The 24,202-nt window shown below is 55.3% G+C and carries 21 protein-coding genes, 2 tRNA genes and 3 pseudogenes; 17 read left to right on the plus strand and 9 right to left on the minus strand.

Annotation, left to right across the window (positions count from 1 at the left end; all coding sequences use genetic code 11):
* Positions 1-44: 44 nt before the first annotated feature.
* Both mltD and gloB read right to left on the minus strand, forming a co-directional pair.
* Complete coding sequence (gene mltD / locus AFK62_RS04230; protein WP_032984070.1) at positions 45-1,418, minus strand: murein transglycosylase D; 1,374 nt, start codon at positions 1,416-1,418, stop codon at positions 45-47.
* 71 nt (positions 1,419-1,489) lie between these two features.
* A complete protein-coding gene (gene gloB, locus AFK62_RS04235; protein WP_007666564.1) occupies positions 1,490-2,245 on the minus strand; it encodes a hydroxyacylglutathione hydrolase in 756 nt (251 codons plus the stop codon).
* 32 nt (positions 2,246-2,277) lie between these two features.
* Between gloB and AFK62_RS04240 the strand changes: the two genes are divergently transcribed.
* Entirely contained in the window at positions 2,278-2,994 is a 717-nt protein-coding gene (locus AFK62_RS04240) for a class I SAM-dependent methyltransferase (protein WP_007666563.1), read from the plus strand.
* Here the strand turns inward: AFK62_RS04240 and rnhA are convergent.
* Positions 2,991-3,566: a ribonuclease HI gene (gene rnhA, locus AFK62_RS04245; RefSeq protein WP_161602021.1), complete on the minus strand. Its 576-nt coding sequence runs from the start codon at positions 3,564-3,566 to the stop codon at positions 2,991-2,993. The two genes, AFK62_RS04240 and rnhA, sit on opposite strands and share 4 nt — an antisense overlap.
* On the opposite strand from rnhA, the gene dnaQ reads away from it, so the two are divergent.
* Positions 3,520-4,245: a DNA polymerase III subunit epsilon gene (gene dnaQ, locus AFK62_RS04250; RefSeq protein ID WP_007666558.1), complete on the plus strand. Its 726-nt coding sequence runs from the start codon at positions 3,520-3,522 to the stop codon at positions 4,243-4,245. The two genes, rnhA and dnaQ, sit on opposite strands and share 47 nt — an antisense overlap.
* 132 nt (positions 4,246-4,377) lie before the next feature.
* Positions 4,378-4,454: transfer RNA gene (locus AFK62_RS04255), tRNA-Asp, on the plus strand.
* 557 nt (positions 4,455-5,011) lie between these two features.
* Here the strand turns inward: AFK62_RS04255 and AFK62_RS04260 are convergent.
* Both AFK62_RS04260 and fadE read right to left on the minus strand, forming a co-directional pair.
* A pseudogene (locus AFK62_RS04260) lies at positions 5,012-5,771 on the minus strand (amidohydrolase).
* A 108-nt stretch (positions 5,772-5,879) separates the two neighbouring features.
* Positions 5,880-8,324 (minus strand): acyl-CoA dehydrogenase FadE, encoded by a 2,445-nt coding sequence (gene fadE / locus AFK62_RS04265; RefSeq protein ID WP_053531733.1) that lies wholly within the window; start codon positions 8,322-8,324, stop codon positions 5,880-5,882.
* Between the two features lie 228 nt (positions 8,325-8,552).
* Between fadE and lpcA the strand changes: the two genes are divergently transcribed.
* Both lpcA and AFK62_RS04275 read left to right on the plus strand, forming a co-directional pair.
* Positions 8,553-9,134, plus strand: a complete 582-nt coding sequence (lpcA, locus tag AFK62_RS04270; RefSeq protein WP_007669944.1) for a D-sedoheptulose 7-phosphate isomerase — start codon at positions 8,553-8,555, stop codon at positions 9,132-9,134.
* Between the two features lie 91 nt (positions 9,135-9,225).
* Positions 9,226-9,993 carry a class II glutamine amidotransferase gene (locus AFK62_RS04275; protein ID WP_004385353.1) on the plus strand — a complete coding sequence of 256 codons (768 nt, stop codon included), beginning with the start codon at positions 9,226-9,228 and terminating at the stop codon, positions 9,991-9,993.
* On the opposite strand, the gene dpaA is transcribed toward AFK62_RS04275, so the two are convergent.
* Complete coding sequence (dpaA, locus tag AFK62_RS04280) at positions 9,964-10,701, minus strand: peptidoglycan meso-diaminopimelic acid protein amidase (protein ID WP_007669939.1); 738 nt, start codon at positions 10,699-10,701, stop codon at positions 9,964-9,966. The genes AFK62_RS04275 and dpaA overlap by 30 nt on opposite strands.
* A gap of 255 nt (positions 10,702-10,956) precedes the next feature.
* Between dpaA and dinB the strand changes: the two genes are divergently transcribed.
* The 3 genes from dinB to prfH all read left to right on the plus strand — a co-directional run bounded on the left by dinB (position 10,957) and on the right by prfH (position 14,036).
* A complete protein-coding gene (gene dinB / locus AFK62_RS04285) occupies positions 10,957-12,012 on the plus strand; it encodes a DNA polymerase IV (RefSeq protein WP_007669936.1) in 1,056 nt (351 codons plus the stop codon).
* Between the two features lie 270 nt (positions 12,013-12,282).
* Positions 12,283-13,422 (plus strand): RNA ligase RtcB family protein, encoded by a 1,140-nt coding sequence (locus AFK62_RS04290; RefSeq protein ID WP_007669931.1) that lies wholly within the window; start codon positions 12,283-12,285, stop codon positions 13,420-13,422.
* Complete coding sequence (gene prfH / locus AFK62_RS04295; protein ID WP_007669928.1) at positions 13,419-14,036, plus strand: peptide chain release factor H; 618 nt, start codon at positions 13,419-13,421, stop codon at positions 14,034-14,036. Before AFK62_RS04290 ends, prfH begins: the two co-directional genes overlap by 4 nt.
* A gap of 180 nt (positions 14,037-14,216) precedes the next feature.
* Here prfH and pepD read toward each other — a convergent pair whose 3' ends face one another.
* Positions 14,217-15,674: a cytosol nonspecific dipeptidase gene (pepD, locus tag AFK62_RS04300; RefSeq protein ID WP_007669926.1), complete on the minus strand. Its 1,458-nt coding sequence runs from the start codon at positions 15,672-15,674 to the stop codon at positions 14,217-14,219.
* 260 nt (positions 15,675-15,934) lie between these two features.
* Between pepD and gpt the strand changes: the two genes are divergently transcribed.
* The 3 genes from gpt to crl all read left to right on the plus strand — a co-directional run bounded on the left by gpt (position 15,935) and on the right by crl (position 18,195).
* Positions 15,935-16,393 (plus strand): xanthine phosphoribosyltransferase, encoded by a 459-nt coding sequence (gene gpt, locus AFK62_RS04305; RefSeq protein WP_004385350.1) that lies wholly within the window; start codon positions 15,935-15,937, stop codon positions 16,391-16,393.
* 107 nt (positions 16,394-16,500) lie between these two features.
* Positions 16,501-17,748, plus strand: coding sequence for an esterase FrsA (gene frsA / locus AFK62_RS04310; RefSeq protein ID WP_007669923.1), 1,248 nt, complete (start codon positions 16,501-16,503; stop codon positions 17,746-17,748).
* Positions 17,749-17,805: 57 nt separating this feature from the next.
* The gene (crl, locus tag AFK62_RS04315; RefSeq protein ID WP_007669920.1) at positions 17,806-18,195 is read left to right on the plus strand and encodes a sigma factor-binding protein Crl; all 390 of its coding nucleotides are present in this window, start codon (positions 17,806-17,808) and stop codon (positions 18,193-18,195) included.
* Between the two features lie 117 nt (positions 18,196-18,312).
* Here the strand turns inward: crl and phoE are convergent, their stop codons facing one another.
* Positions 18,313-19,395, minus strand: coding sequence for a phosphoporin PhoE (gene phoE, locus AFK62_RS04320; RefSeq protein WP_032984255.1), 1,083 nt, complete (start codon positions 19,393-19,395; stop codon positions 18,313-18,315).
* Positions 19,396-19,688: 293 nt separating this feature from the next.
* Here phoE and proB point away from each other — a divergent pair, with 293 nt between their 5' ends.
* The 5 genes and pseudogenes from proB to AFK62_RS04340 all read left to right on the plus strand — a co-directional run bounded on the left by proB (position 19,689) and on the right by AFK62_RS04340 (position 22,913).
* On the plus strand, positions 19,689-20,792 hold the full coding sequence (proB, locus tag AFK62_RS04325) for a glutamate 5-kinase (RefSeq protein WP_032984248.1): 1,104 nt from the start codon (positions 19,689-19,691) through the stop codon (positions 20,790-20,792).
* 10 nt (positions 20,793-20,802) lie between these two features.
* A complete protein-coding gene (gene proA / locus AFK62_RS04330; protein WP_007669899.1) occupies positions 20,803-22,056 on the plus strand; it encodes a glutamate-5-semialdehyde dehydrogenase in 1,254 nt (417 codons plus the stop codon).
* Between the two features lie 108 nt (positions 22,057-22,164).
* A tRNA-Thr gene (locus AFK62_RS04335) sits at positions 22,165-22,240 on the plus strand.
* 141 nt (positions 22,241-22,381) lie between these two features.
* A pseudogene (locus tag AFK62_RS22760) lies at positions 22,382-22,591 on the plus strand (STM2901 family protein); the annotation flags it as partial.
* A pseudogene (locus AFK62_RS04340) lies at positions 22,585-22,913 on the plus strand (DUF1493 family protein). The pseudogenes AFK62_RS22760 and AFK62_RS04340, both read left to right, overlap by 7 nt.
* Positions 22,914-23,236: 323 nt before the next feature.
* On the opposite strand, the gene AFK62_RS20840 reads toward AFK62_RS04340, so the two are convergent.
* Positions 23,237-23,428, minus strand: coding sequence for a toxin-antitoxin system HicB family antitoxin (locus tag AFK62_RS20840; protein WP_071884282.1), 192 nt, complete (start codon positions 23,426-23,428; stop codon positions 23,237-23,239).
* A 131-nt stretch (positions 23,429-23,559) separates the two neighbouring features.
* Here AFK62_RS20840 and AFK62_RS04345 point away from each other — a divergent pair, with 131 nt between their 5' ends.
* Positions 23,560-24,129 (plus strand): hypothetical protein, encoded by a 570-nt coding sequence (locus tag AFK62_RS04345; protein WP_032984247.1) that lies wholly within the window; start codon positions 23,560-23,562, stop codon positions 24,127-24,129.
* Positions 24,130-24,202: the final 73 nt, after the last annotated feature.

A 24,202-nucleotide genomic window follows, 5' to 3' on the forward strand; every position in this document is an offset into this window, starting at 1 on the left:
GCACCGGGGGAATCGGTGCCTTTTTACCATACTGCCGCTGATTGTCAGGAATCTGGCGTCGAACTGTTCTTCACAAACAGGGTGATTTGATCGCCCGGCTGCAAGTTGTCCGTGTCGCTGTTCCAGCGCAACACATCCTTGATGTTAACGCCATGACGCTTCGCGATGCTGGAGAGCGAGTCGCCCTTACGCACTTTGTAAGTGATACTGTCATTGTTGCTTGCCAGTGCACCGGCGTCACTGACTGTCCCGACAGAAAGCGTCTGGCCTGGTTTCAGCTTCGCGCCGCGCAGATTATTCCAGCGCTGCAAATCTTTGGTGCTCACGTTCATGCGTGCGGCAATACCTGAAAGCGTATCGCCAGAACGCACCTTATACGTTCGCGCAGACAGAGAATTATCTGCGACCAGTGTTGGCTGAACGGCGGCAATTTCACCGGCTGCCAGAGACGTGCGCAACTGCTGCACATGTTTCTTCGGCACCATCACGTACTGGGGCCCGCTAACGCCGAGGGTGGAGCCCTTAACGCCTGCGTTGAAGGTTTTCAGTTTATTCACTGAAATCCCGGCCATTTCCGCCAGCTGTTCCATTTCCACTGGATTACTCACTTTCACACGCGCCAGCGCGCGGCTTTCATCTGTGGTTGGTAAACGCACCCCATACCGCTTGCTGTTTTTGAGTATGTCACTCAGCGCCAGCATTTTCGGCACGTAAATTTTGGTTTCCTGTGGCAGTGAGAGCGACCAAAAATCCGTGGGTTTGCCACGTGCTTTATTCGCTTTCATTGCCTTCAATACACGACCTTCACCGCTATTGTAGGCCGCAACCGTTAATAACCAGTCGCCGTCAAACATACGGTTCAGACGCTGCATCATGTTCAGTGCGGCGGTAGTTGATGCCACCACATCACGACGTGCGTCGTAATTCCGGGTCTGTTTTAAACCATAATTCCGCCCCGTGCTCGGAACAATCTGCCAGATGCCTGCGGCATTCGCGCCAGATGTCGCGTGGGGGTTAAAAGCGCTCTCCACTATGGGTAGTAGTACTAGTTCCATTGGCATATTACGTTTCTTAATCTGCCCGGCTATCCAGTACATATACGGCTCTGCCCGTAAAGTTACATCGTGGAGATAGCTCTTATTACTCAAGTACTTCAGTTTTTGTTCGCGGATCCGGTCATTTTCCGGAATCCCCATCTTTAGCTCGTCGCCAATGAAAGTCCACAGGTCCTGATCTTGCGCGAGGAAAGTTCCATCATCCATCCATCGCGCAGAAGCCGCTCGACCAGCGAACTTTCCTGCTTCCCCTTGACCAGCCGCAGAAAGGCTCTGTGCATGCTGTTGGACGCTGCCGTCGTGTTGCGACGCCTGGCACCCCACAAGCAGGAAAGAGGCGAGTAAGATCGCTTTTGCCTTCATGTGTGTGTCAATAGTTGCTTAAAAGACGAGCAATGATAACGGCGAAGTTTCTCGAATACAAGCAAGAATTTTTAGAAGTTATCTTTCTTTGACCTTAACCACGCGAATCTTTCTTCAGGGGGAGACAACATCAGGTCTGGGTTAATTTTACCAATTAAATCATTATCTTCTAATCGGAGATAAAGATTTATTCGACGCTCATTTTTAAGAATTGAAGGTAGTGTTTTTTGATTTTTTGCACGTAACTCATTAACTTCTCGATAATATTGGGTTAAAGCGGGATCGTCAGGCAAAATAGCCACTAAAAACTTAAGATTGCTTAATGTGTACTCGTGGGCGCAGCAAATCAGCGTATCTTCTGGTAAAGCGTTTATTTTCTGGAATGATTGGTACATCTGCGCGGGCGTGCCTTCGAAGAGACGTCCACAGCCGCCGGAAAACATCGTGTCGCCACAAAATAGATAAGGGAAACTGAAATATGAGAAATGTCCTAAAGTGTGACCTGGCGTAGAGAATGCAAGGAATTCGCAACCCAGAATGTTGAACTTCTCACCATCGTTGACTATAACCTGCGCGCCTTTACTTCGGGTTTCCTGCGGGCCATAAACCACCATATCCGGAAACCGCGTCAGCAGCTCTTTGACGCCGCCGGTGTGATCATGATGATGATGCGTGAGCAAAATCGCCACCGGCTGCCATTGGTTCTCCTCGATGGCACGAAAAACAGGTTCGGCCTCGCCAGGGTCAACAATCAGGCATTTTCCTTCTTCATTATTCAACACCCAGATGTAGTTATCCTCGAAAGCAGGAATACTGTTAAGATTCATAATTCACCTCTCATGCGTTACGGAAGGTAGTGATGAAACCGGCAAGGACATCCGCGACACTCAGCGCACCGGCCCACTGGGATGCATTTTCCTGGGGCGACACTTATCGCGCGGCGCTTGAGCGGGAACTTCAGCCCTGGCTTGGAAAAATGTATGGCTTTCATTTGCTTAAGATAGGCAATCTGAGCGCCGGGATAAATACGGAAGCCTGCGCCATTTCACATCAGGTCAACATCGCTCTGCAAGGCGATGCGCTACAGGTTCAGGGCGATCCGCTTCATTTGCCGTTTGCCGCGAAATCCGTTGATGCTTGCCTGCTCGCCCATACGCTTCCCTGGTGCGACGATCCGCACCGTTTGCTGAATGAGGCGGATCGCGTGCTTATCGACGATGGCTGGCTCATCATGACTGGTTTTAATCCCGTCAGTCTGTTGGGGGCCGCTAAACTGCTGCCGTTTGTGCGTAAACGTGCGCCAGTAAATAGCCGGATGTTTACCATGATGCGTCAGATGGACTGGCTCTCGCTGCTTAATTTTGAGCTGCTCTATTATAGCCGCTGCCAGGTGCTGCCGTGGTGTCGGCAGGGCGGAAAAATGCTGACAAAACATCTGCCTGCGCTGGGGTGTTTGCAGGTGATGGTGGCACGCAAGCGCACCATCCCGTTGACCATCAATCCCTTGATGAAGCCGCGCGCTCGCACGCAGCTACGCCCGGCAGTCGGCGCTACGCGGCAGTATCGAAAACCTTAACTGGCCGCCGCTTCCGGCTGATAGCCGGTGTCTTCCAGTGTCGGCGCCATAGCTGCAGCGCGCGCCAGTTCATCACAGCGCTCGTTTTCGGGGTGCCCCGCGTGGCCTTTAACCCATTCCCATTTGATTTCGTGCTGGCTCAGCGCTGCATCCAGCCGCTGCCATAAGTCGACATTCTTAACGGGTTTTTTGTCTGCGGTTTTCCAGCCGCGGCGCTTCCAGTTGTGGATCCACTGGGTAATACCCTGGCGCACATACTGACTGTCTGTACTGAGCGTGACCGTGCAGTGCTCACGCAACGCCTCCAGCGAGACAATCGCCGCCATTAGCTCCATGCGGTTATTGGTCGTCAGGCGATAACCCGCGCTAAAAGTACGCTCATGCTGCTTATAGCGCAAAATGGCGCCGTAGCCGCCCGGCCCTGGGTTCCCGAGACAAGAACCATCGGTGAAAATTTCTACCTGTTTACGCATCTCTGGTAGACTTCCTGTGAGTAAAAAGCCAAGTCTGACATAAACGAGCGCTATGAGCACAGCTATTACACGACAGATCGTTCTGGATACTGAAACCACCGGTATGAACCAGATAGGCGTCCATTATGAAGGACACCGCATTATTGAGATTGGTGCGGTTGAAGTCATCAACCGCCGCCTGACCGGCAACAACTTTCACGTTTACCTTAAGCCCGATCGGCTGGTGGACCCGGAGGCCTTTATGGTTCACGGGATCTCCGACGAGTTTTTGCTAAATAAACCCGTTTTCGGCGATGTGGTGGACGATTTTCTCGATTACATCCGTGGCGCTGAGCTTGTCATCCACAATGCGTCGTTCGATATCGGCTTTATGGATTACGAATTCGGTATGCTCAACCGCGGCATTCCGAAGACCGAAACGTTCTGCAAAATCACCGATAGCCTGGCGCTGGCCCGTAAAATGTTCCCGGGCAAGCGTAACAGCCTTGATGCGTTGTGCTCCCGGTACGAAATAGATAACACCAAGCGTACGTTGCACGGGGCATTACTCGACTCCCAAATTCTGGCGGATGTCTATCTGGCGATGACCGGTGGGCAGACGTCCATCGCGTTCGCAATGGAAGGCGATGGACAGCAGCAGCAGGGCGATACCGGCATTCAGCGCGTGCAGGCGTCACGTCTGAAAGTCGTCCGCGCTTGCGATGAAGAGCTGGTGGCCCATGAATCACGTCTTGATCTGGTGCAGAAAAAGGGCGGAAGCTGCCTCTGGCGCGCCTGAGTACGCTGAAAACGCAGACAAAATCGCCGCGCGGGCGATTTTTAAAGCAAACGATTCAAAATGTGAGAAAAACCGTTGACGGCTCCAGGGGCAGCCCGTAATATTCGCCCCGTTCCCCAGGGAACACAACGCGGAGCGGTAGTTCAGTCGGTTAGAATACCTGCCTGTCACGCAGGGGGTCGCGGGTTCGAGTCCCGTCCGTTCCGCCACTATTCAGAAAGCCCGAATCAGCAATGATTCGGGCTTTCGTCATTTCAGCGCGCCTTAAATGCCGCATCCTTTTCCCCTCTTTTTATCTTTTCATTGTTCCTTTTCCCGCCAACCTTTTGTGCGCCGGGGCATGCGTTTTAAATAAAAGGTGATGTCGCCGAAGGCACCCGACATGGGCTGGCGCTACGTTGCGCGCGTGCGAACATTGCCGTTATAAATACAGCGCATTTAATGACAGACGGATCGCTGGAGGAATAAGGGCTCCACTGAATGCCAGGCCGTCTCCATTTAATCGCGTGGGCATGGATTCTGAAACCAGTCGCGATGTTTTTCTTATGTATTTTATCAATGGGAGGGCGGTTGAATTTTAAAGAATGGCTCTGCGGCACGCTCATCTCATTCATGAGTGTAATGACGAGCGTAGAATATCGGGTAAAAGCCATTTTCTGAAACAGCGATATTTATTTCCGACAAAGTTCGTCGCCACCCTCTAAAAAAGTATCGCGCATCCCTCGCCGTGAGTTTAATCAGGGCTGCTTTTAGCAGCCCTGATGCGCTATTCCAGCTTAAAGCGGTCGGCGTCCTGCCAGGCGGGGGTAGTCGTTCAGCGACTCCAGAGACAGCTCCGCTTCCAGACGAACCGCCTGATGCGCGTCGCTGGCGGTAATAATTTCACCCTGCGGGTTAATGATACGACTGTCACCGCGATAGTGATGACCGTTGCCGTCGCTCCCCACCCGATTGCAGCCTGCGACATACGCCTGGTTTTCGATAGCACGGGCGGTCAGCAGCGCCTGCCAGTGCAGGGCGCGCGGGGCAGGCCAGTTCGCTACATAGAGCGCCAGGTCGTAATCGTTGCAGTTGCGCGACCATACCGGAAAGCGCAGGTCATAACAGATGAGCGGCAGAATGCGCCAGCCGCGCCATTGCACGATAATCCGCGTGTCGCCCGCCACATAATGCTGATGCTCGTCGGCCATGCGGAACAGGTGACGTTTGTCGTAGCGGTGCACCGCGCCCTGCGGCTCGACCAGCAGAAAACGGTTCACCGGGCCGCGCTCGGTTTGTAGCGCCGCGCTGCCTGCCACCATCGCGTTCGTCTGACGCGCTTTCTCCTGCATCCAGGCGACGACCGTCTCTTCAGGCAACGACGACTGCGCGGCTTCCATAGCGAAGCCGGTAGTAAACATCTCCGGCAGCACAATGAGATCCCGCCCCTGCACCTTTTCCAGCAAGATGTCGAAATGGCGCAGGTTGGCGGGCCCGTCCATCCAGGTCAGCGACTGCTGCAGCAGTGAAATTTTCAAACCAGACACGTTCAGACTCCCCCGTCATTGGCAACTCAGGTCACTTTATCATGCGCGCGACAGGATGCGAGGCAATAAAAAACCCCGCCGGAGCGGGGTTTTTTTTACGCAGAATGATCAGGCTGCTTCAACTTTACGCACCGCTTCTGGCAGCTTTACCGGCTGGGTGGCCAGCGCTTCTGGCTCGAAGTCGTCCACATTAATGCTGCGCAGACGGCTTTCTTCAGCGCGAATCAGGATTGCCGCTTCGTCATCATTGATGCGGCCTTCTTTCAGTGCGCGTTTCGCCAGCTCATCAAGACGGGTGAACGGCAGGTTTTTGCCCATCTCTTTGCAGATCCGCTGGTGGATAGGGTCGGCGGCCATCACATCTTCAAGCGCCTGCTCCAGCAGGCCCACCGGGTTATGCTCGCTCGGCGTCAGATATTGACCGCGACCGATACGTGAGCGGGTGGCTGACGGCGTTTGCAGGATCTTCGCAAGCTTATGATCCAGCTTGTCGGAAGGCGCGTCGTAACGACGGCCCGCCGGGAAAATCGCCAGGCTCAGCAGGCCCGCCACTGCGCCGTTCGGGAAGTTACGCAACAGATCGCTAATGGCCTGTTCCGCCTGATGCAGCGCATCCTGCACGCCCCAGTGTACCAGCGGAAGATCGGCTTCCTGACGGCCTTCATCGTCATAGCGTTTCAGCACCGCCGAGGCCAGATAAAGCTGGCTCAGTACATCGCCCAGACGCGCTGAGATGCGTTCACGACGTTTCAGGCTACCGCCCAGTACCGCCATGGAGACATCCGAGAGCAGCGCCAGGCTGGCGCTCAGGCGGTTGATATGCTGATAGTAGCGGCGCGTGGCGTCGCGGGTCGGGCTGCTGCTGGTCAGGCCGTTCGTCAGACCGAGCCAGAAGCTGCGCACCAGGCTGCTGCCCACATGACCGATATGGCGGAACAGCAGCTTATCGAAGGCGTTAACGTCATTATTCTGCGCGGCGGCCATCTCTTCCAGGACGTACGGATGGCAACGGATGGCACCCTGACCGAAGATCATCATGCTGCGGGTCAGGATATTCGCGCCTTCCACCGTGATAGCGATAGGCGCGCCCTGGTATGCGCGAGCCAGGAAGTTGCCCTCGCCAAGCATAATGCCTTTACCGCCTGCGATATCCATCGCGTCAATGATCGACTGCTGACCACGGTGGGTGCAGTGATATTTAACAATCGCGGACAGCACTGCCGGTTTTTCGCCAAGCATGATGCCGTACGTAATCAGCGATGCCGCTGCATCCATCACATACGCGTTGCCTGCGATACGTGCCAGCGGCTCTTCGATCCCTTCCATTTTACCGATAGAGATTTTGAACTGGCGGCGGATATGGGCATAAGCACCGGTTGCGAGCGCGACTGATTTCAGGCCGCCGGTCGAGTTAGACGGCAGCGTAATGCCGCGGCCCACGGACAGGCATTCCACCAGCATACGCCAGCCCTGACCGGCCATTTTCGGTCCACCGATGATGTAGTCGATCGGCACAAAAATGTCGTTGCCGCGGGTCGGGCCGTTCTGGAACGGTACGTTAAGCGGGAAGTGGCGTCGGCCGATTTCCACACCCGGAGTGTTCGTTGGGATCAGGGCACAGGTAATGCCGAGTTCTTGTTCGCCGCCCAGCAGGCGATCGGGGTCAGAGAGTTTAAACGCGAGGCCCAGCACGGTCGCGATTGGCGCGAGCGTAATATAGCGTTTGTTCCAGGTCAGGCGCATGCCGAGCACCTGTTCGCCCTGCCATTCACCCATACAGACCACGCCGGTATCCGGGATGGCGCCTGCATCAGAGCCCGCTTCAGGGCTGGTGAGCGCAAAGCAGGGGATTTCCAGACCACGTGCCAGACGCGGCAGATAGTGGTTTTTCTGCGCCTCGGTGCCGTAATGTTGCAGCAGTTCGCCTGGGCCGAGTGAGTTTGGCACGCCAACAGTGATAGCGAGAATGCCCGACACGCCGGAGAGTTTCTGCAGCACGCGGGACTGCGCATAAGCTGAAAACTCCAGACCGCCGTACTCTTTTTTAATGATCATCGCAAAGAAGCGATGCTCTTTCAGGTATGCCCACAGTTCTGGTGGCAGATCCGCCATCTCATGGGTTATCTGGAAGTCATTCGCCATGCGGCACGCTTCTTCCACCGGGCCGTCGATAAACGCCTGCTCTTCGGCAGTCAGCTGCGGTTTCGGATAGTTATGCAGCTTCTGCCAGTCCGGGGTGCCGCGAAACAGATCGCCTTCCCACCAGGTAGTGCCGGCGTCGATGGCTTCTTTTTCTGTACGCGACATCGGCGGCATCACTTTACGAAAACCGCGGAATACTGGCGCGGAGATCAGCGATTTACGCATCGGCGTAAAGTTAAAAGGAACCAGAATGATAGCCAGCGGCACCAGCAGCCACAGCGACCAGAGACCGACGGCGCCTAATGCAGCAGTCCAGCCGAGCAGAATCAGGCTACTGAGCAGCAGGCTGACGCGGTGATAAAACAGCACACCGATGAGAACCAGGGTGGCAACGATACTCAAGATCATCATAAAGAAAAGCTCCCTTGCTTGTAGGAGGTCCGACCACTTGTGATGATATGGTTGTAGAGGATGTTGCTTTTTTTAGCAATGCGTTCACAAAATAATTACAACCTAGCTCACATTGTTGCCGCACGTAAACGCAAAAGCGGTACGCAGGCCGCGGCGTAGCGCTTCTCGGCCCCGGCGCTATCCGGTACACTGCGTACGGTTACTTTTTAATGCTGAAGGATATCCCTCATGTATCAGGATCTGATTCGTAACGAGCTGAACGAAGCCGCCGAAACGCTGGCTAACTTTTTGAAAGATGAAGCCAATATCCACGCTATCCAGCGTGCGGCGGTCTTACTGGCGGACAGCTTTAAAGCGGGTGGCAAAGTGCTCTCCTGCGGTAACGGCGGCTCGCACTGCGATGCGATGCATTTCGCTGAAGAGCTGACCGGACGCTATCGTGAAAACCGTCCGGGCTATCCGGCCATTGCCATTTCCGACGTCAGCCACATCTCTTGTGTTGGCAATGATTTCGGTTACGACCATATCTTCTCTCGTTATGTCGAAGCGGTAGGGCGTGAGGGCGATGTACTGCTCGGCATCTCCACCTCCGGTAATTCCGGCAATGTGATTAAAGCTATCGACGCCGCGCGCGAGAAGGGCATGAAAGTCATCACGCTGACCGGCAAAGACGGCGGCAAAATGGCGGGAACGGCAGATGTAGAAATTCGCGTGCCGCATTTCGGCTATGCTGACCGTATTCAGGAAATTCACATCAAAGTGATCCACATCCTGATCCAGCTTATCGAAAAAGAGATGGTAAAAGCCTGACAGGCTGAATATCGGTACGGGCGATGCGTCGCCCGGCTGATGGCCCCGGTGACGCCTTCTTAACGGAAGGCGGCGTGTGATGAGGTGACTTATGTGCGAACTGCTCGGGATGAGCGCCAACGTGCCGACCGATATCTGCTTTAGCTTTACCGGCCTTGTCCAGCGGGGCGGGGGAACTGGCCCGCATAAAGATGGCTGGGGCATTACCTTTTACGAAGGTAAAGGCTGTCGCACATTTAAAGATCCACAACCCAGCTACAACTCGCCTATTGCGAAGCTGGTGCAGGACTATCCCATCAAATCCTGTTCGGTCGTGGCGCATATTCGTCAGGCGAACCGCGGCGAAGTGGCGCTGGAAAATACCCATCCCTTTACCCGCGAACTGTGGGGCCGCAACTGGACCTACGCGCACAACGGCCAGCTCACGGGTTACCGCTCGCTTGACACCGGCCCGTTTCGCCCGATTGGCGAAACCGACAGCGAAAAAGCGTTTTGCTGGCTTTTACACAAGCTCACCACGCGCTATCCACGCACGCCAGGCAATATGACGGCGGTCTTTCGCTATATTGCGGAACTGGCGGGGGAGCTTCGCGAGAAAGGCGTTTTCAACATGTTGCTTTCGGACGGGCGTTACGTCATGGCGTTCTGCTCTACCAATCTTTTCTGGATAACGCGCCGTGCGCCGTTTGGCGTTGCCAAACTGCTCGATCAGGATGTGGAGATTGATTTTCAGGAAGAGACCACACCCAATGATGTGGTCACGGTAATCGCGACTCAGCCGCTGACGGGCAATGAAACCTGGCACAAGATTATGCCAGGCGAGTGGGCGTTATTTTGTCTCGGGGAGCGCGTAGTTTGACGCGAGCTGCGGGTGCACCACGCTGCTGTTGAGCGGCTTGCTGACCACGTAATTGCCATTAACCACAGAAACTACCGGCGGCTGGCGGGTCGTCATAAAGTAGTCATACCCCGGCTTAAGCTGTTTCCAGAAGCTGATGAAGTAAGAATACTTGTGGCGCTCCATATTGGCGTCGGTCATGCGGAACGGATAAATGCTCACCTGCACATTCGGCTGGCCAAACACCAGCGCGCCCGTGACGAACTGGAAAATCTCATCGATGTTTTTATCGGTCATCGCATAGCAGCCGACGGAAACGCAGGCGCCGTGGATCATCAAATATTTCCCTTCATAGCCATTTGCGCGGTCAAAGGCGTTCGGAAAACCAATATTAATCGCTTTGTAAAAACGGCTGTCGGGTTTGAGCTGGCTGCGCTGCACGCTATAGAAACCTTCCGGGCTTTTGAAATCGCCCTGACGACGTTTCGGCCCAAGACCGCCGGAATAGTTGCAGATGCGGTAGCTATCCAGTAACTGATACTGCTCGCCCATCTTGACGTACAGCTCAAGCGTGCGCTCTTCCTTAAAGATCTGGATATAAACCGGGGAACCCATTAACTGCTGTTTTAATTCTTTTTTTATCGGGGTAACGCTGTCGCTACTGACTGTACTGGCCCATGAAAAGCACGACACCAGAAGCATTGCGATTAACAATGCGATTTTACGCATACTGCTTGTTTCCTTGATAAAGCTAAGACCGATGCCGGAACGGCGAAGGGATCCAAAATAAGATTATTCTGGTTCAGGAGCGCTCACATTAGCATCGCTATTATTTTTCGCAAGCGCTGCCTGCTGCGTTTACAATTAAGTTCTGCTTAACATCCTTGCGCGGCAGTGAATTTACGCCTTCACAGCGAAATAAGGAAGGTTGCCGCAGCGACGCTTTTTTGCCAGACTGTATACACATACAGTATGAGGCCGGGTATGCGCAAAATCATTCATGTCGATATGGACTGCTTTTTCGCGGCGGTTGAGATGCGCGATAATCCGTCCCTGCGCGATATCCCCCTCGCCATTGGCGGCAGCCGCGAGCGCCGTGGCGTTATCAGCACCGCCAACTACCCGGCCCGTAAATATGGTGTGCGTAGCGCGATGCCAACGGCGATGGCGCTTAAGCTCTGCCCGCATCTCACCCTTTTGCCTGGCCGTTTTGACGCTTATAAAGAGGCGTCTGCCCATATCCGCGATATCTTTTCACGCTATACCTCGCTGATTGAACCCCTTTCGCTCGACGAAGCTTATCTGGATGTTACCCATAGCCCGCACTGTTACGGCTCCGCCACATTGATGGCGCGCGAAATCCGCCAGACGATATTTAACGAACTTCAGCTCACGGCTTCCGCAGGCGTGGCACCGATAAAATTCCTCGCCAAAATTGCGTCTGATATGAATAAACCTGACGGGCAATATGTTATTACCCCGGATGACGTGCCTGCCTTTTTGCAATCGCTGCCGCTTGGCAAAATTCCGGGCGTCGGCAAGGTGACGGCAGGCAAGCTCGAAGGGCTGGGGCTTCGCACCTGCGAAGATGTGCAAAAAAGCGATCTGGCCTCACTCCTTAAGCGCTTCGGCAAGTTTGGTCGCGTGCTGTGGGAGCGCAGCCACGGTATCGACGAGCGCGAAATCAGCCCGGATCGCCAGCGGAAATCGGTGGGCGTTGAGCGCACGCTCGCGGAGGATATTCACGAGTGGGCGGAGTGCGAGGCGATCATCGAGCGGTTGTACCCGGAGCTGGAACTGCGTCTTGCGAAGGTCAAACCCGATCTGCGCATCGCACGTCAGGGCGTTAAGCTTAAGTTTAATGATTTCCAGCTGACGACGCAGGAGCATGTCTGGCCGCGCCTTAACAAGGACGACCTTATCGCCACCGCCCGAAAAACCTGGGATGAGCGGCGTGCCGGGCGCGGCGTGCGGCTGGTGGGGCTGCATGTGACGCTGCTCGACCCGCAGCTTGAGCGGCAACTGGTGCTGGGGCTGTAGGTTTGCATTGTCGTGCCTGGTGGGGGCGCTTCGCTTATTCCCCCTACCTGAACTAATAGTTATTCGTTATTTATCATTGTGCCCTCATACCGCACTCGTTATGATGCAGGCCGTTTTTTACCCATTCTCATCATCTGCAAAGGAGGCACATCATGACTTATTCCACGCTGATTACGCTTTGCAGACTGACCCAGGAATAATTCCGCTTTTTTCATTGCCCGGGTTTACGTCTGCCACATCCTTATTTTTTTCCACATTATGGATTGGTATATGGGCAATTTTATTCGTCCCTTGTCTGACGCTGTCGCTTATCTGGCGTCCGATGATCTCTGGATCGAAAGCGCCGCCACGCAACAACTCTTAACCACCGCCAGGCTGCCGGGAATGACCCGCATCGTTGGCATGCCGGATCTGCATCCAGGCCGTGGTTATCCTGTCGGCGCGGCCTTTTTCTCCGTTAATCGTTTCTACCCGGCCCTTGTGGGCAATGACATTGGCTGCGGCATGGCGCTGTGGCAAACCTCGCTTTCAAGCCGCAAGGCGAATCTCGACAAGCTTGAGAAGCGTCTGCACAGCTACAGCGATATCGCACCGGTGGAATGGCTGGAATCAGCGCTACCGCCTCATCTTGCGGCGCATCCTTACGCCGCGTCGCTCGGCTCTGTCGGCGGCGGTAACCACTTTGCGGAGTTACAGCACATTGACCACGTCTATGACGACGAGGCGGTAAATGCACTTAACATCCGTCCGGCGCAGCTTTTGCTGCTGGCGCACAGCGGCTCGCGCGGATTCGGCCAGCAGATTTTACGCGCGCATGTCGAACGCTTCTCCCATGACGGTCTGGAGGCAGGCAGCGAGGCGGCCGACGATTATCTGGCGCAGCATCAGCAGGCGCTCGATTTCGCTATCGCCAACCGCGCGTTGATCGCCCGTCGGCTGCTTGAGCATATTAAAGTCACCGGCGAGCCTGTGCTGGATGTGAACCATAACCTGCTGGAGCCGTATACGTGGGGCGAAAAACAGGGCTGGCTGCATCGTAAAGGCGCGACGCCTGCCCACTGCGGCCCGGTGGTGATCCCCGGCTCACGCGGCGATTACAGCTATCTGGTGCAGCCGACGGGCAGCAGCGAGGCGCTGGATTCGCTTGCCCACGGTGCCGGGCGCAAATGGATGCGTACTGAATGCAAAGGGCGACTTTCCGGGAAATTCAGCCCCGCGCAACTCTCGCGCACAGCCTTCGGCAGCCGGGTGATTTGCCGCGACCGCCAGCTTATTTATGAAGAAGCGCCGCAGGCGTATAAATCGATAGAGAGTGTCATGCAGTGCCTAATCGGCGCCGGGCTGGTGAAACCGCTGGCGCGTCTGAAGCCTGTGCTGACGTTAAAAACCAGCGGGGAGAGAAGCGAATGATGTTATTGCAACTCTCAGCCGCACAGGGCCCTGACGAATGTTGTCTTGCCGTAAGCCATGCCCTCGACGCGCTTTGTAAAGAGGCGCAGCAGGCGCACGTTTCGTTTTCAATTATCGAGGAAGAGCCTGGCCCGCGCGCCGGAACGCTGCGCTCGGTGCTGGTATCGCTTGAGGGCGACCGCGCGATGTGGCTTGCGCAGCGCTGGTGCGGCACGTTGCAGTGGACGTGCGAAAGCCCTTACCGCCCGCGTCACGCCCGGAAAAACTGGTTTATCGGCGCGGCGATGTTTGCGCCAGTACGCGATATGCCGGAAAGTGAGATTCGCTTCGAGGCGTTGCGCGCCTCTGGCCCCGGCGGCCAGCATGTGAATAAAACCGATTCGGCGATACGCGGCACGCACGTGGCGAGCGGCATCAGCGTGAAGGTACAGTCTGAGCGCAGTCAGCACGCGAACAAAAGGCTGGCGAGGCTGCTGATTGCCCACAAGCTTGACGCGCAGCAAGAGGCGCAGAGCGCCGGGCAGAAAGCGCAGCGACGCCTGTTTCATCATCAGATAGCGCGCGGTAATCCCACGCGATGCTTTACGGGCAAAGGGTTTACGCCAGTGAAGTAAAAGGCAAAGTGCCTTGTCATGATGGGCAATGCGGGGGAAAGAGGGCGGCGCTCCGCTTATCTGACGTGCATGACAATGGCCGGCGGGGGCGTAGGGCGTCAACTTACCCGCTATTTTCCATCACCGGCACGCCTCAACAAAAAAGGCGGCCCCAGGGCCGCCTTTTATTCGTATATACCTTTACTTCGCCGGGATCGCTTTCAGCAGCTCGGTCAGCAGCGTCCAGTACTGGCCCACGCTTTCGATATGAACCTGCTCATCCGGTGAATGCGGCCCGGTAATGGTCGGCCCGATGGATACCATATCCATCTGCGGATACGGTTTCTTAAACAGACCACACTCCAGACCCGCGTGGATCACCTGAATGTTCGGCGTTTTATCAAACAGACGCTGGTACGTTTCACGCACCAGCGCCATCACCGGCGAGCTGGCGTCCGGCTGCCAGCCAGGGTAGCTGCCTTTCGCGGCAGTCTGTGCGCCTGCGAGTTTGCCGAGCGATTCCAGCATACCGACCACGTAATCTTTCCCACTGTCGATAAGCGAGCGGATAAGACAAATAATCTCGGCCTGCTCGTCGTTCATCGTTACCACGCCGACGTTCAGTGAGGTTTCCACCACGCCTTTCGCCACGTCGGAGTTACGGATAACGCCATTCGGGGTCGCGTTCAGCAGCGCGATAAACGCATCACGGCTCTGCGCGGTCAGTGCCGCTTTATCCGCACTCACGGCTTCCAGCAGAACGGTGATGTTCTTCTCTTTTTCGGACAGCTCGTTTTTCAGGATATCAAGATAGGTCGTCGCCAGCGTCTTCAGCTCAGCGGCTTTTGCTGCCGGCACCGCGAGGGTCGCGAACGCTTCGCGCGGGATAGCATTACGCAGCGTACCGCCGTTGAAATCGACCAGACGCAGATCCAGTTCCTGCGCATGGGCACAGAGGAAGCGCGCCAGCAGTTTGTTGGCGTTGCCAAGACCCAGATGGATATCGCCGCCAGAGTGGCCGCCCTTAAGCCCCTTGAGCGTCAGTTTGAAGGTTTCAAAACCGGCCGGGATGGCTTCACGCGTAAGCGCCAGCGTGGAGATAAAATCGATACCGCCAGCGCAACCCATGTAGATTTCGCCTTCTTCTTCGGAATCGGTGTTGATCAGAATGTCTGCCTGCAACCAGCCTGCCTGCAGACCGAACGCGCCGTCCATACCGGCTTCTTCGGTCATGGTCAGCAGCACTTCCAGCGGGCCGTGCTCGACCGAGTCATCCGCCAGCACTGCCAGCGCAGAGGCCATACCGATGCCGTTATCCGCGCCAAGCGTGGTGCCGCGCGCTTTTACCCACTCGCCATCGATGTACGGCTGAATAGGATCTTTGGTGAAGTCATGAACGGTGTCGTTGTTTTTCTGCGGCACCATATCGAGGTGCGCCTGCAGCACGACCGGCTTGCGGTTTTCCATGCCAGCGGTCGCCGCTTTGCGAATTAAAATGTTGCCAACCTGGTCGCGCTCGGCGAACAGGCCTTTCTCTTTCGCCCAGCCCATGATGTGTTCAGCGAGTTGTTCTTCATGGTAGGAAGGGTGAGGAATGGAGCAGATCTTCGCGAAAATATCCCACAGCGGTTGAGGGGAGAGTTGAGACAGTTCAGACACGTTAAGTCTCCTTGACTAAGCCCGATGCAATGCGGCGTACGGGCCTCTGGGTTATCGTTGTGATGTGCCGCAAGACAGGCCTGGGCAATAGTCCGAGAATACCACTTTCTTTTACGCGGTGCAGACCAAAGCGAGTAAAAACCACGGCCCGGGCCGCACGGCACTGGTTTTTAGCGGCTCAGATCTCTATAATCTCGCGCAACCTATTTTCCCCCTGAACACTTTTTAAGCCGTTTTTTAAACTGGCCGGGACACTTCACATGAGCGAAAAATACGTTGTCACCTGGGATATGTTACAGATCCACGCGCGCAAGCTGGCGAGCCGCTTGCTGCCTGCTGAGCAGTGGAAAGGCATTATTGCCGTTAGCCGCGGCGGTCTGGTGCCGGGCGCGCTGCTGGCGCGCGAACTGGGTATCCGTCACGTTGATACCGTCTGTATCTCCAGCTATGACCATGACAACCAGCGCGAACTGAAGGTTATCAAGCGTGCGGAAGGCGACGGCGAAGGCTTTATCGTGGTGGACGATCTGGTCGATACCGGCGGCACCGCAGTGGCTATCCGCGAAATGTATCCCAAAGCTCGTTTCGTCACTATTTTCGCTAAACCGGCAGGTCAGCCGCTGGTGGACGACTACGTGATCGATATTCCGCAGGACACCTGGATCGAGCAGCCATGGGACATGGGCGTGGTCTTCGTACCGCCGCTGTCTGGCCGTTAATCCCATCCTTACGCATCTTTACGCCCGGTACCGCCGGGCGTTTTTGTTTTTATTGGCCGCCTGCGAGTACAATTAAACTTTGTGACGTTTTCACGGAGGCAGAGAGCATGTCGCAGGCAAATCTGAGCGAAACCCTGTTTAAACCGCGGTTTAAATATCCCGAAACCTCAACGCTGGTGCGTCGTCTTCAGCATGCCCCGCCTCCGGTTATTCAGTCCGCGCTGGACGGTAAAACAGTGCCCCAGTGGTATCGCATGATAAACCGCCTGATGTGGGTCTGGCGTGGCGTCGACCCGCTGGAAATCCTCGAGGTGCAGTCGCGCATTGTGCTAAGTGACGCGGAACGCACCGATCCTGCGCGTTATGACACCGTCATCGGCTATCGCGGCGGCAACTGGATTTACGAATGGTCGAAGCAGGCAATGGAGTGGCAGCAGCGCGCGACGCAGGAAACTGACGAGCACGCCACTGGCAGGGCCTGGCTTATGGCCTCGACGCTCTACAGTATCGCCGCCTACCCACACCTGAAAGGCGACGTACTTGCCGAACAGGCGCAGGTGCTGGCGAACCGCGCCTATGAAGAAGCCGCCAGACGTCTTTCGGGCGAGCTGCGTGAGCTGACGTTCCCCATTCCCGGTGGCCCATCCATCAACGGTTTTTTACATCTGCCTAAAGGCGGGCAGGGGCCGTTCCCGACGGTGCTGGTTTGCGGCGGGATCGATGCGCTGCAAAGCGACTACTTTTCGCTGTTTGAGCGCTACTTCGAGCCGCTTGGCATCGCGATGCTGACGATTGATATGCCGTCCGTCGGCGCGTCGGCTAAATGGACGCTGACGCAGGATTCCAGCCTGCTTCATCAGCATGTCCTGCAGGCGCTGCCGAACGTGCCGTGGGTTGATCACACCCGCGTGGCGGCGTTTGGTTTTCGCTTTGGCGCGAACGTGGCGGTGCGGCTGGCGTATCTCGAATCACCGCGCCTGAAGGCGGTGGCCTGTCTCGGCCCGATGGTGCATCAGCTCTTCAGCGATACGGCGCGTCAGGATCAGGTGCCCGAAATGTATATGGATGTACTGGCGAGCCGGCTTGGTATGTATGACGCCTCGGACAGCGCGCTGCGCGTGGAGCTCAACCGCTATTCACTGAAAATGCAGGGGTTGCTGGGCCGCCGTTGCCCAACGCCGATGCTCGCAGGCTACTGGAAAAACGATCCGTTCAGCCCGGAAGAAGAGTCGCGGTTAATCGTCTCGTCATCTTCGGCGGGTAAACTGTTGGAGATCCCCACTTCGCCGGTGTACAGCAACTTTGACAACGCGCTGCATGAGATTTCCGGCTGGGTAAATCATAAATTAAGTTAATGATTTGCTAATTTCCATTGGTTTGGTAAAACAGTGGCTTCACAAAAGGAGATCGTAATGACGTTACCGAGTGGACACCCGAAAAGCAGGATGATTAAGAAATTCACAGCCCTTGGCCCGTATATTCGGGAAGAGCAGTGTGAAGGCAACCGCTTCTTCTTTGATTGCCTGGCGGTTTGCGTCAACGTGAAACCCGCACCGGAAAAGCGTGAATTCTGGGGCTGGTGGATGGAGCTGGAAGCACAGGAAGATCGTTTCACCTACACCTGGCAATTCGGCCTGTTTGATAAAGAAGGCGACTGGACCGCGACGCCTATCAAAGACGCCGAAGTGAAAGAGAAGCTAGAGCTAACGCTGCGTACTTTCCATGAAAGATTGCGTGCACTGCTCGCTTCCATGGATTTAAAACTGGAGCCGGTGACAGAAGACCTGAAACTTACTGCCTAAGCCGTCTTTCAGTTATTACTTAAAGCGTGAATAAAAAATAACCCCGCCGAAGCGGGGTTATTTTTTATCGTAGCCACCCGTTTAATCAGGCGCGTTTATTTTCGCGCCTGTGTGTCATCAGAACTGATAATTCAGGCCGACAGCCACAACATCATCGGTAGAAATTTTCAGACGACGGGTAACGTCATCTTCATCCAGCTGATTAATTCTGTAATCCACAAACGCGGACATGTTTTTGTTGAAGTAGTAAGTGGCACCCACATCAATATATTCCACCAGATCCTGATCGCCGATACCGTTTTCGATATCTTTGCCTTTCTGCATCACGTAACCCAGGGACGGACGCAGGCCGAAGTCAAACTGGTACTGCACCACGGCTTCGAAGTTCTGGGTTTTGTTGGCAAAGCCCTGATCGGCGGCTTCTGTGCCTTTAATCGGGGTCATGTTACGGGTTTCAGAGTACATCACCGCAAGATACAGGTTGTTGGCGTCATATTTCGCGCCAGCCGCCCATGCCTCAGCACGCTCACCGCCGCCGAGCGCTTTCAGCTCCTGCACGTTGGTGCGGTCAGAGCTGGTATAGGCGCCGCCCAGGGTGAAATCGCTGCCGCCGAAATCATAGGTCAGCGCGGTACCGAAACCGTCGCCATTCGCGGTGGAGTAATCAGAACGCTCGTTTTTACCCTGGTATTGCAGGGTCAGGTTCAGGCCGTCAACCGCGCCGAAGAAATCAGTGTTGCGGTAGGTCGCGACGCCAGAAGTACGTTTGGTCATGAAGTTATCGGTTTTCGCCGAGGAGTCGCCGCCGAATTCCGGGAACATATCGGTCCAGGCTTCTACGTCATACAGCGCGCCCAGGTTGCGGCCGTAATCCAGAGAGCCAAAATCTTTGACTTTCAGACCAGCAAACGCCAGGCGGGTTTTCTGAGAAGAGTCGTTTTCTGCGCGGTTGCCAGCGATTTCATATTCCCACTGACCATAGCCGGTCAGCTCGCTGTTGACCTGGGTTTCGCCTTTGAAGCCCAGACGAGCGTAAGTTTTATCGCCGTCATTGCCCGCGTCGTCGCTCATATAATGCATGGCTTTTACGCGGCCATAAATATTGACTTTATTTCCATCTTTATTAAATACCTCTGCGGCCTGCGCAGCAGAAGACGCAACAATACCCATCACCACTAATGCCAGAGTGCTCTTTTTCATCATCAATCCCAATCATTATTTACGCGCTAAAATTCGCGGGTCAAAGACCTGTGAAAAAACAAGATGGGTTTTAACGGCCTGATATGAAAAAAATATGACAAAGTAAGATAAATTTTAAATAGTTCTGTTTTATGTAAACCGTCATAAAAGTATCAAAGAGCGCCGCTATGCTTGCCGGTTCGTCTGCGCCCGGTGTGCGGTTTTTCTGACCGGGAGTTGGCAAGGGCGTGCACTCCTGTTACAACGTCATTTTGGTTTTAATTTTTCTAATTTCGTTGATACGGCAGAAAATCATGAGTGACAGCCAGACCCTGGTGGTGAAACTGGGGACCAGCGTCTTGACCGGCGGTTCACGCCGCCTGAACCGCGCCCATATTGTCGAACTGGTGCGCCAGTGCGCGCAGCAGCACGCCGCCGGGCATCGTATTGTTATTGTGACGTCCGGGGCCATCGCCGCCGGACGTGAGCACCTGGGCTACCCGGAACTCCCGGCGACCATCGCCTCCAAGCAGTTACTGGCGGCAGTCGGTCAGAGCCGTTTGATCCAGCTCTGGGAGCAGCTTTTCTCGATTTACGGCATCCATGTAGGGCAGATGCTGCTGACCCGCGCGGATATGGAAGATCGCGAGCGTTTTCTCAACGCGCGCGACACGCTGACGGCGCTGCTCGATAACCGTATCGTGCCGGTCATCAACGAAAACGACGCGGTCGCGACCGCAGAAATCAAAGTCGGCGATAACGATAATCTTTCGGCGCTGGCGGCGATTCTCGCAGGCGCGGATAAACTGCTGCTGCTGACCGACCAGCAGGGCCTCTTCACCGCCGACCCGCGTAACAACCCGCAGGCAGAACTGATTCAGGATGTCTATGCGATTGACGATACGCTGCGCGCGATTGCAGGCGACAGCGTTTCCGGGCTCGGCACTGGCGGCATGGGCACCAAGCTTCAGGCGGCGGATGTCGCGGGCCGCGCGGGCATCGAGACCGTGATCGCCGCAGGCAGCAAGCCTGGCGTGATTAACGACGTTATCGAAGGGCTGCCGGTCGGCACGCGCTTCCACCCGCAGCAGACGCCGCTTGAGAACCGCAAACGCTGGATCTTCGGCGCACCGCCTGCCGGTGAAATCACCGTCGACGAAGGCGCGCAGGCCGCCATTATGGAACGCGGCAGCTCGCTGCTGCCAAAAGGCATCAGAAGCGTTACCGGCAACTTTTCGCGCGGCGAAGTCATTCGCATCCGCAATCTGGAAGGGCGCGACATCGCCCACGGCGTCACGCGCTACAACAGCGACGCGCTGCGCCGTATCGCGGGGCACCACTCGCAGCAGATTGATGCGATCCTAGGCTATGAATATGGCCCGGTGGCCGTTCACCGCGACGACATGATCACCCAATAAGGAGCCTGCCATGCTGGAGCAGATGGGCCAGGCGGCGAAGGCCGCCTCATATCAGATGGCGCTGCTCTCCTCGCGTGAGAAAAACCGCGTGCTGGAGAAAATCGCTGATTATTTAGAAGCGCAATCAGAAGAGATTTTGCTCGCTAACGAGCAGGACTTGCTGGAGGCGCGCCGCAGCGGGCTGAGCGACGCGCTGTTAGACCGCCTCGCGCTCAACCCGCAGCGCTTACACGCTATTGCGAACGACGTGCGCCAGGTCTGTCATCTGGCCGATCCTGTAGGCCAGGTCATCGACGGCGGCCTGCTGGAAAGCGGCCTGCGCATCGAGCGCCGCCGCGTGCCGCTCGGTGTGGTCGGCGTGATTTATGAAGCGCGCCCGAATGTGACGGTGGATGTCGCCTCCCTGTGCCTGAAAACCGGCAACGCGGCTATCCTGCGCGGCGGTAAAGAAACCTGGCGCACCAACGCGGCGACGGTGAAAGTTATCCAGAAAGCGCTGGAAGAGTGCGGCCTGCCCGCCGCCGCCGTTCAGGCCATCGAAAGCCCGGACCGCGCGCTGGTTAGTGAAATGCTGCGCATGGACAAATACATCGACATGCTGATCCCGCGCGGCGGGGCTGGGCTGCATAAGCTCTGCCGCGAACAGTCGACCATCCCGGTCATTACCGGCGGCATCGGCGTATGCCATATTTTCGTTGATGAAACGGCCGAGTTCGCGCCTGCGCTCAACATCATCACCAATGCCAAAACCCAGCGCCCGAGCACCTGTAATACAGTGGAGACGCTGCTGGTGCATGAGGCCATCGCAGAGCGTTTTCTGCCGGAACTCAGCCACGCCATGCACGAACGCGGCGTTACGCTGCATGCCGATGCGCGCGCGCTGGCATTGCTTGCCGGCGGCCCGGCAAAAGCAGTGGCAGTGAAGGCGCAAGAGCTTGACGACGAATGGTTGTCGCTTGATCTCAACGTGAAACTGGTGGCGGACATCGACGGGGCTATCGCGCATATTCGCGAGCACGGCACCCAGCATTCGGACGCCATTCTCACCCGCACATTGCGCCACGCGGACCGCTTTGTGAATGAAGTGGATTCTTCGGCGGTGTATGTGAACGCCTCGACGCGCTTTACCGACGGCGCGCAGTTTGGCCTGGGTGCCGAAGTGGCCGTGAGCACCCAGAAGCTGCACGCCCGCGGCCCGATGGGCCTCGAAGCGCTGACCACCTACAAGTGGATTGGCTACGGCGACGATACGATTCGTGCTTAACTACGCACCGGGTGATGCAAAAATCGCCGCTTGAACCGCAAGGGCATTGACGCATCACCCGCTTTTACTTAAGCTTTTACCCCGTGCTCAGGCACACCCTTCCTCAGGGCCGATATAGCTCAGTTGGTAGAGCAGCGCATTCGTAATGCGAAGGTCGTAGGTTCGACTCCTATTATCGGCACCACATCTAAGAAATCGATTAGTTAGCGTAAAAGAACTCACGGATTGCGTCTTCAATTGTTGTCCTTGATACATCTGGTAAACGCCTTTGCGTTATATAGGCTCAAGCCCGTACAGCATATGAAATTATTCCACCCTTCGATTGTTTCCGCTTGGGTTAAAAATGCCTACGTGGATTGGCAGTTATACTCCGTGGACTGTAAAACGTAGGATGGTGAGGAAAATCGGAACTTGGGTAGGGCGAACTATTCCCCTCATAGGTGAAGTGATTCTTGTCGCTGATGTATCGCAGATCGTCTATAACATGATCGCTGAATATAACATCATTGCACGGGGCAACGATAAATTATGGTAGAAGATATCGAAAACGCGTGATTGAGATGTTCACTATTCGTAGTGGTTCATACCTGTTCAGGAAAAAGAAATACGACACCTATACGGCAGAGTCGCGCATTCATTTTGATGTACGGTTAGATCAGGATGATGTTGAAGAGTTAATAGAAGATTACTCGAAAGCTTTCAACGTCGATATGTCGAATTTCCATCTTGAAACCTACTATCCCACAGTCAATTTCTCATGGAACCCATTTAAAAATTCCGAACCCGTTGATGTTCCAGACTTCACCATTGATATGTTTATCCAGTCAGCAAAAGCTGGAAGATGGTTGTACGCATAAGGGGCATTGGCGTCCCCTGACATTCGCTTCAACGCACGTATGTAATCAAGCATAGTTTTTAATTGAATATGCCTGGTTTAGGCTGCCGTATTCCTAAGGCTCTCGAGTGGCTCTAAGATTGACAGGGAAATTTAAAAGTTTTTGTCTGGAGCAGGACGTGTTTATGGCTTTCACAAGATCTTTATGGGGCTGTGAGATAGCGGGAAAGAGTACTGAGCGAACCGAGCAGGACTAATGAGAGAACCTGTCAGAATAAAGGTTTAGGGAGGGCATCCGTGGCGATTAATTTCGCGTCTTTATACTAAAATAATAACGAAAGTTGATTATCCTTTTGGCGTGCTGCCCCGACGTTTCAATTCTTCACGCCCCAGGTTTTTAAACCAGTTTCCAAGACTCATTCCCTGCGCCTTTGCAGCTTCCTCAAACTGCGCTTTAAGTTCAGGGGTAATCCTAATCTGAAAAGCGGGGGCTTTGCCGTTTCCTTTGGGTTGCTTGTCACGTTGCATCGTTGACATGTGTGTACCTATAGGAGGAATATAACTGAAATAGGTACGTACCCTAACATGGTTGACCTATCGAAACAACGCTCCGGTGTGCTGCAACACAACCGGAGCGTCTGACCACAAACGTTATTGGAGCTAACGCTATGGCTAACGTCAATAGTAACACACCCGCACGCCCTGAAAATGAGGGCCATAATCTCAATCTGAACGCTCCCGCCACTCCGATGCCGCCGTCGGCGCATTCCAGAATGTTGAGTCTGCATACGCTGTGCGAAGGGCCGATCACGGGGGAAATGGATTTCTTCACGCTCGCCACGCTGTGTGAAGAGACGGTCAGCGAACTGATTGAGTGTAAGGACGCGACGCTGTTTCTGGCGCTGGCCGGGAGACTGGCGCTGATGCTGGAATCCCTCGCCGCCGCGCTCGACAGACCGGTGCCGGCGCATCTGTTTGCTTCACTGACGGCCGATTCGCTCCCTTCAGAGGTGCCGTTCTGCATCGGCAGCGACGCGCAGATGCTGAGCCGCTACTGTAAAGCACTGAACATGGCGTTGATAAGCCGCGCTCACCCGCCGGAAATGGCGGAAACGCTCACGGGGCTGCTGTTTGATCTCGTGAATCATCTGGTGGAATTTGTGAGAGCGCCCTGTTTTGTGCGCACTGAGGAGGGCTATGAAGACTGGGCCGGGCAGCACGTCGTGTCGCTGAACTGACAAAAAGGCCGGGGGTTCCCGGCCTTTGTTTATCTGGCGCGCCAGTACAATGCAATAATCAGAAAGGGATTAA

It is taken from the genome of Cronobacter condimenti 1330, assembly GCF_001277255.1.
GTDB lineage: Bacteria > Pseudomonadota > Gammaproteobacteria > Enterobacterales > Enterobacteriaceae > Cronobacter > Cronobacter condimenti.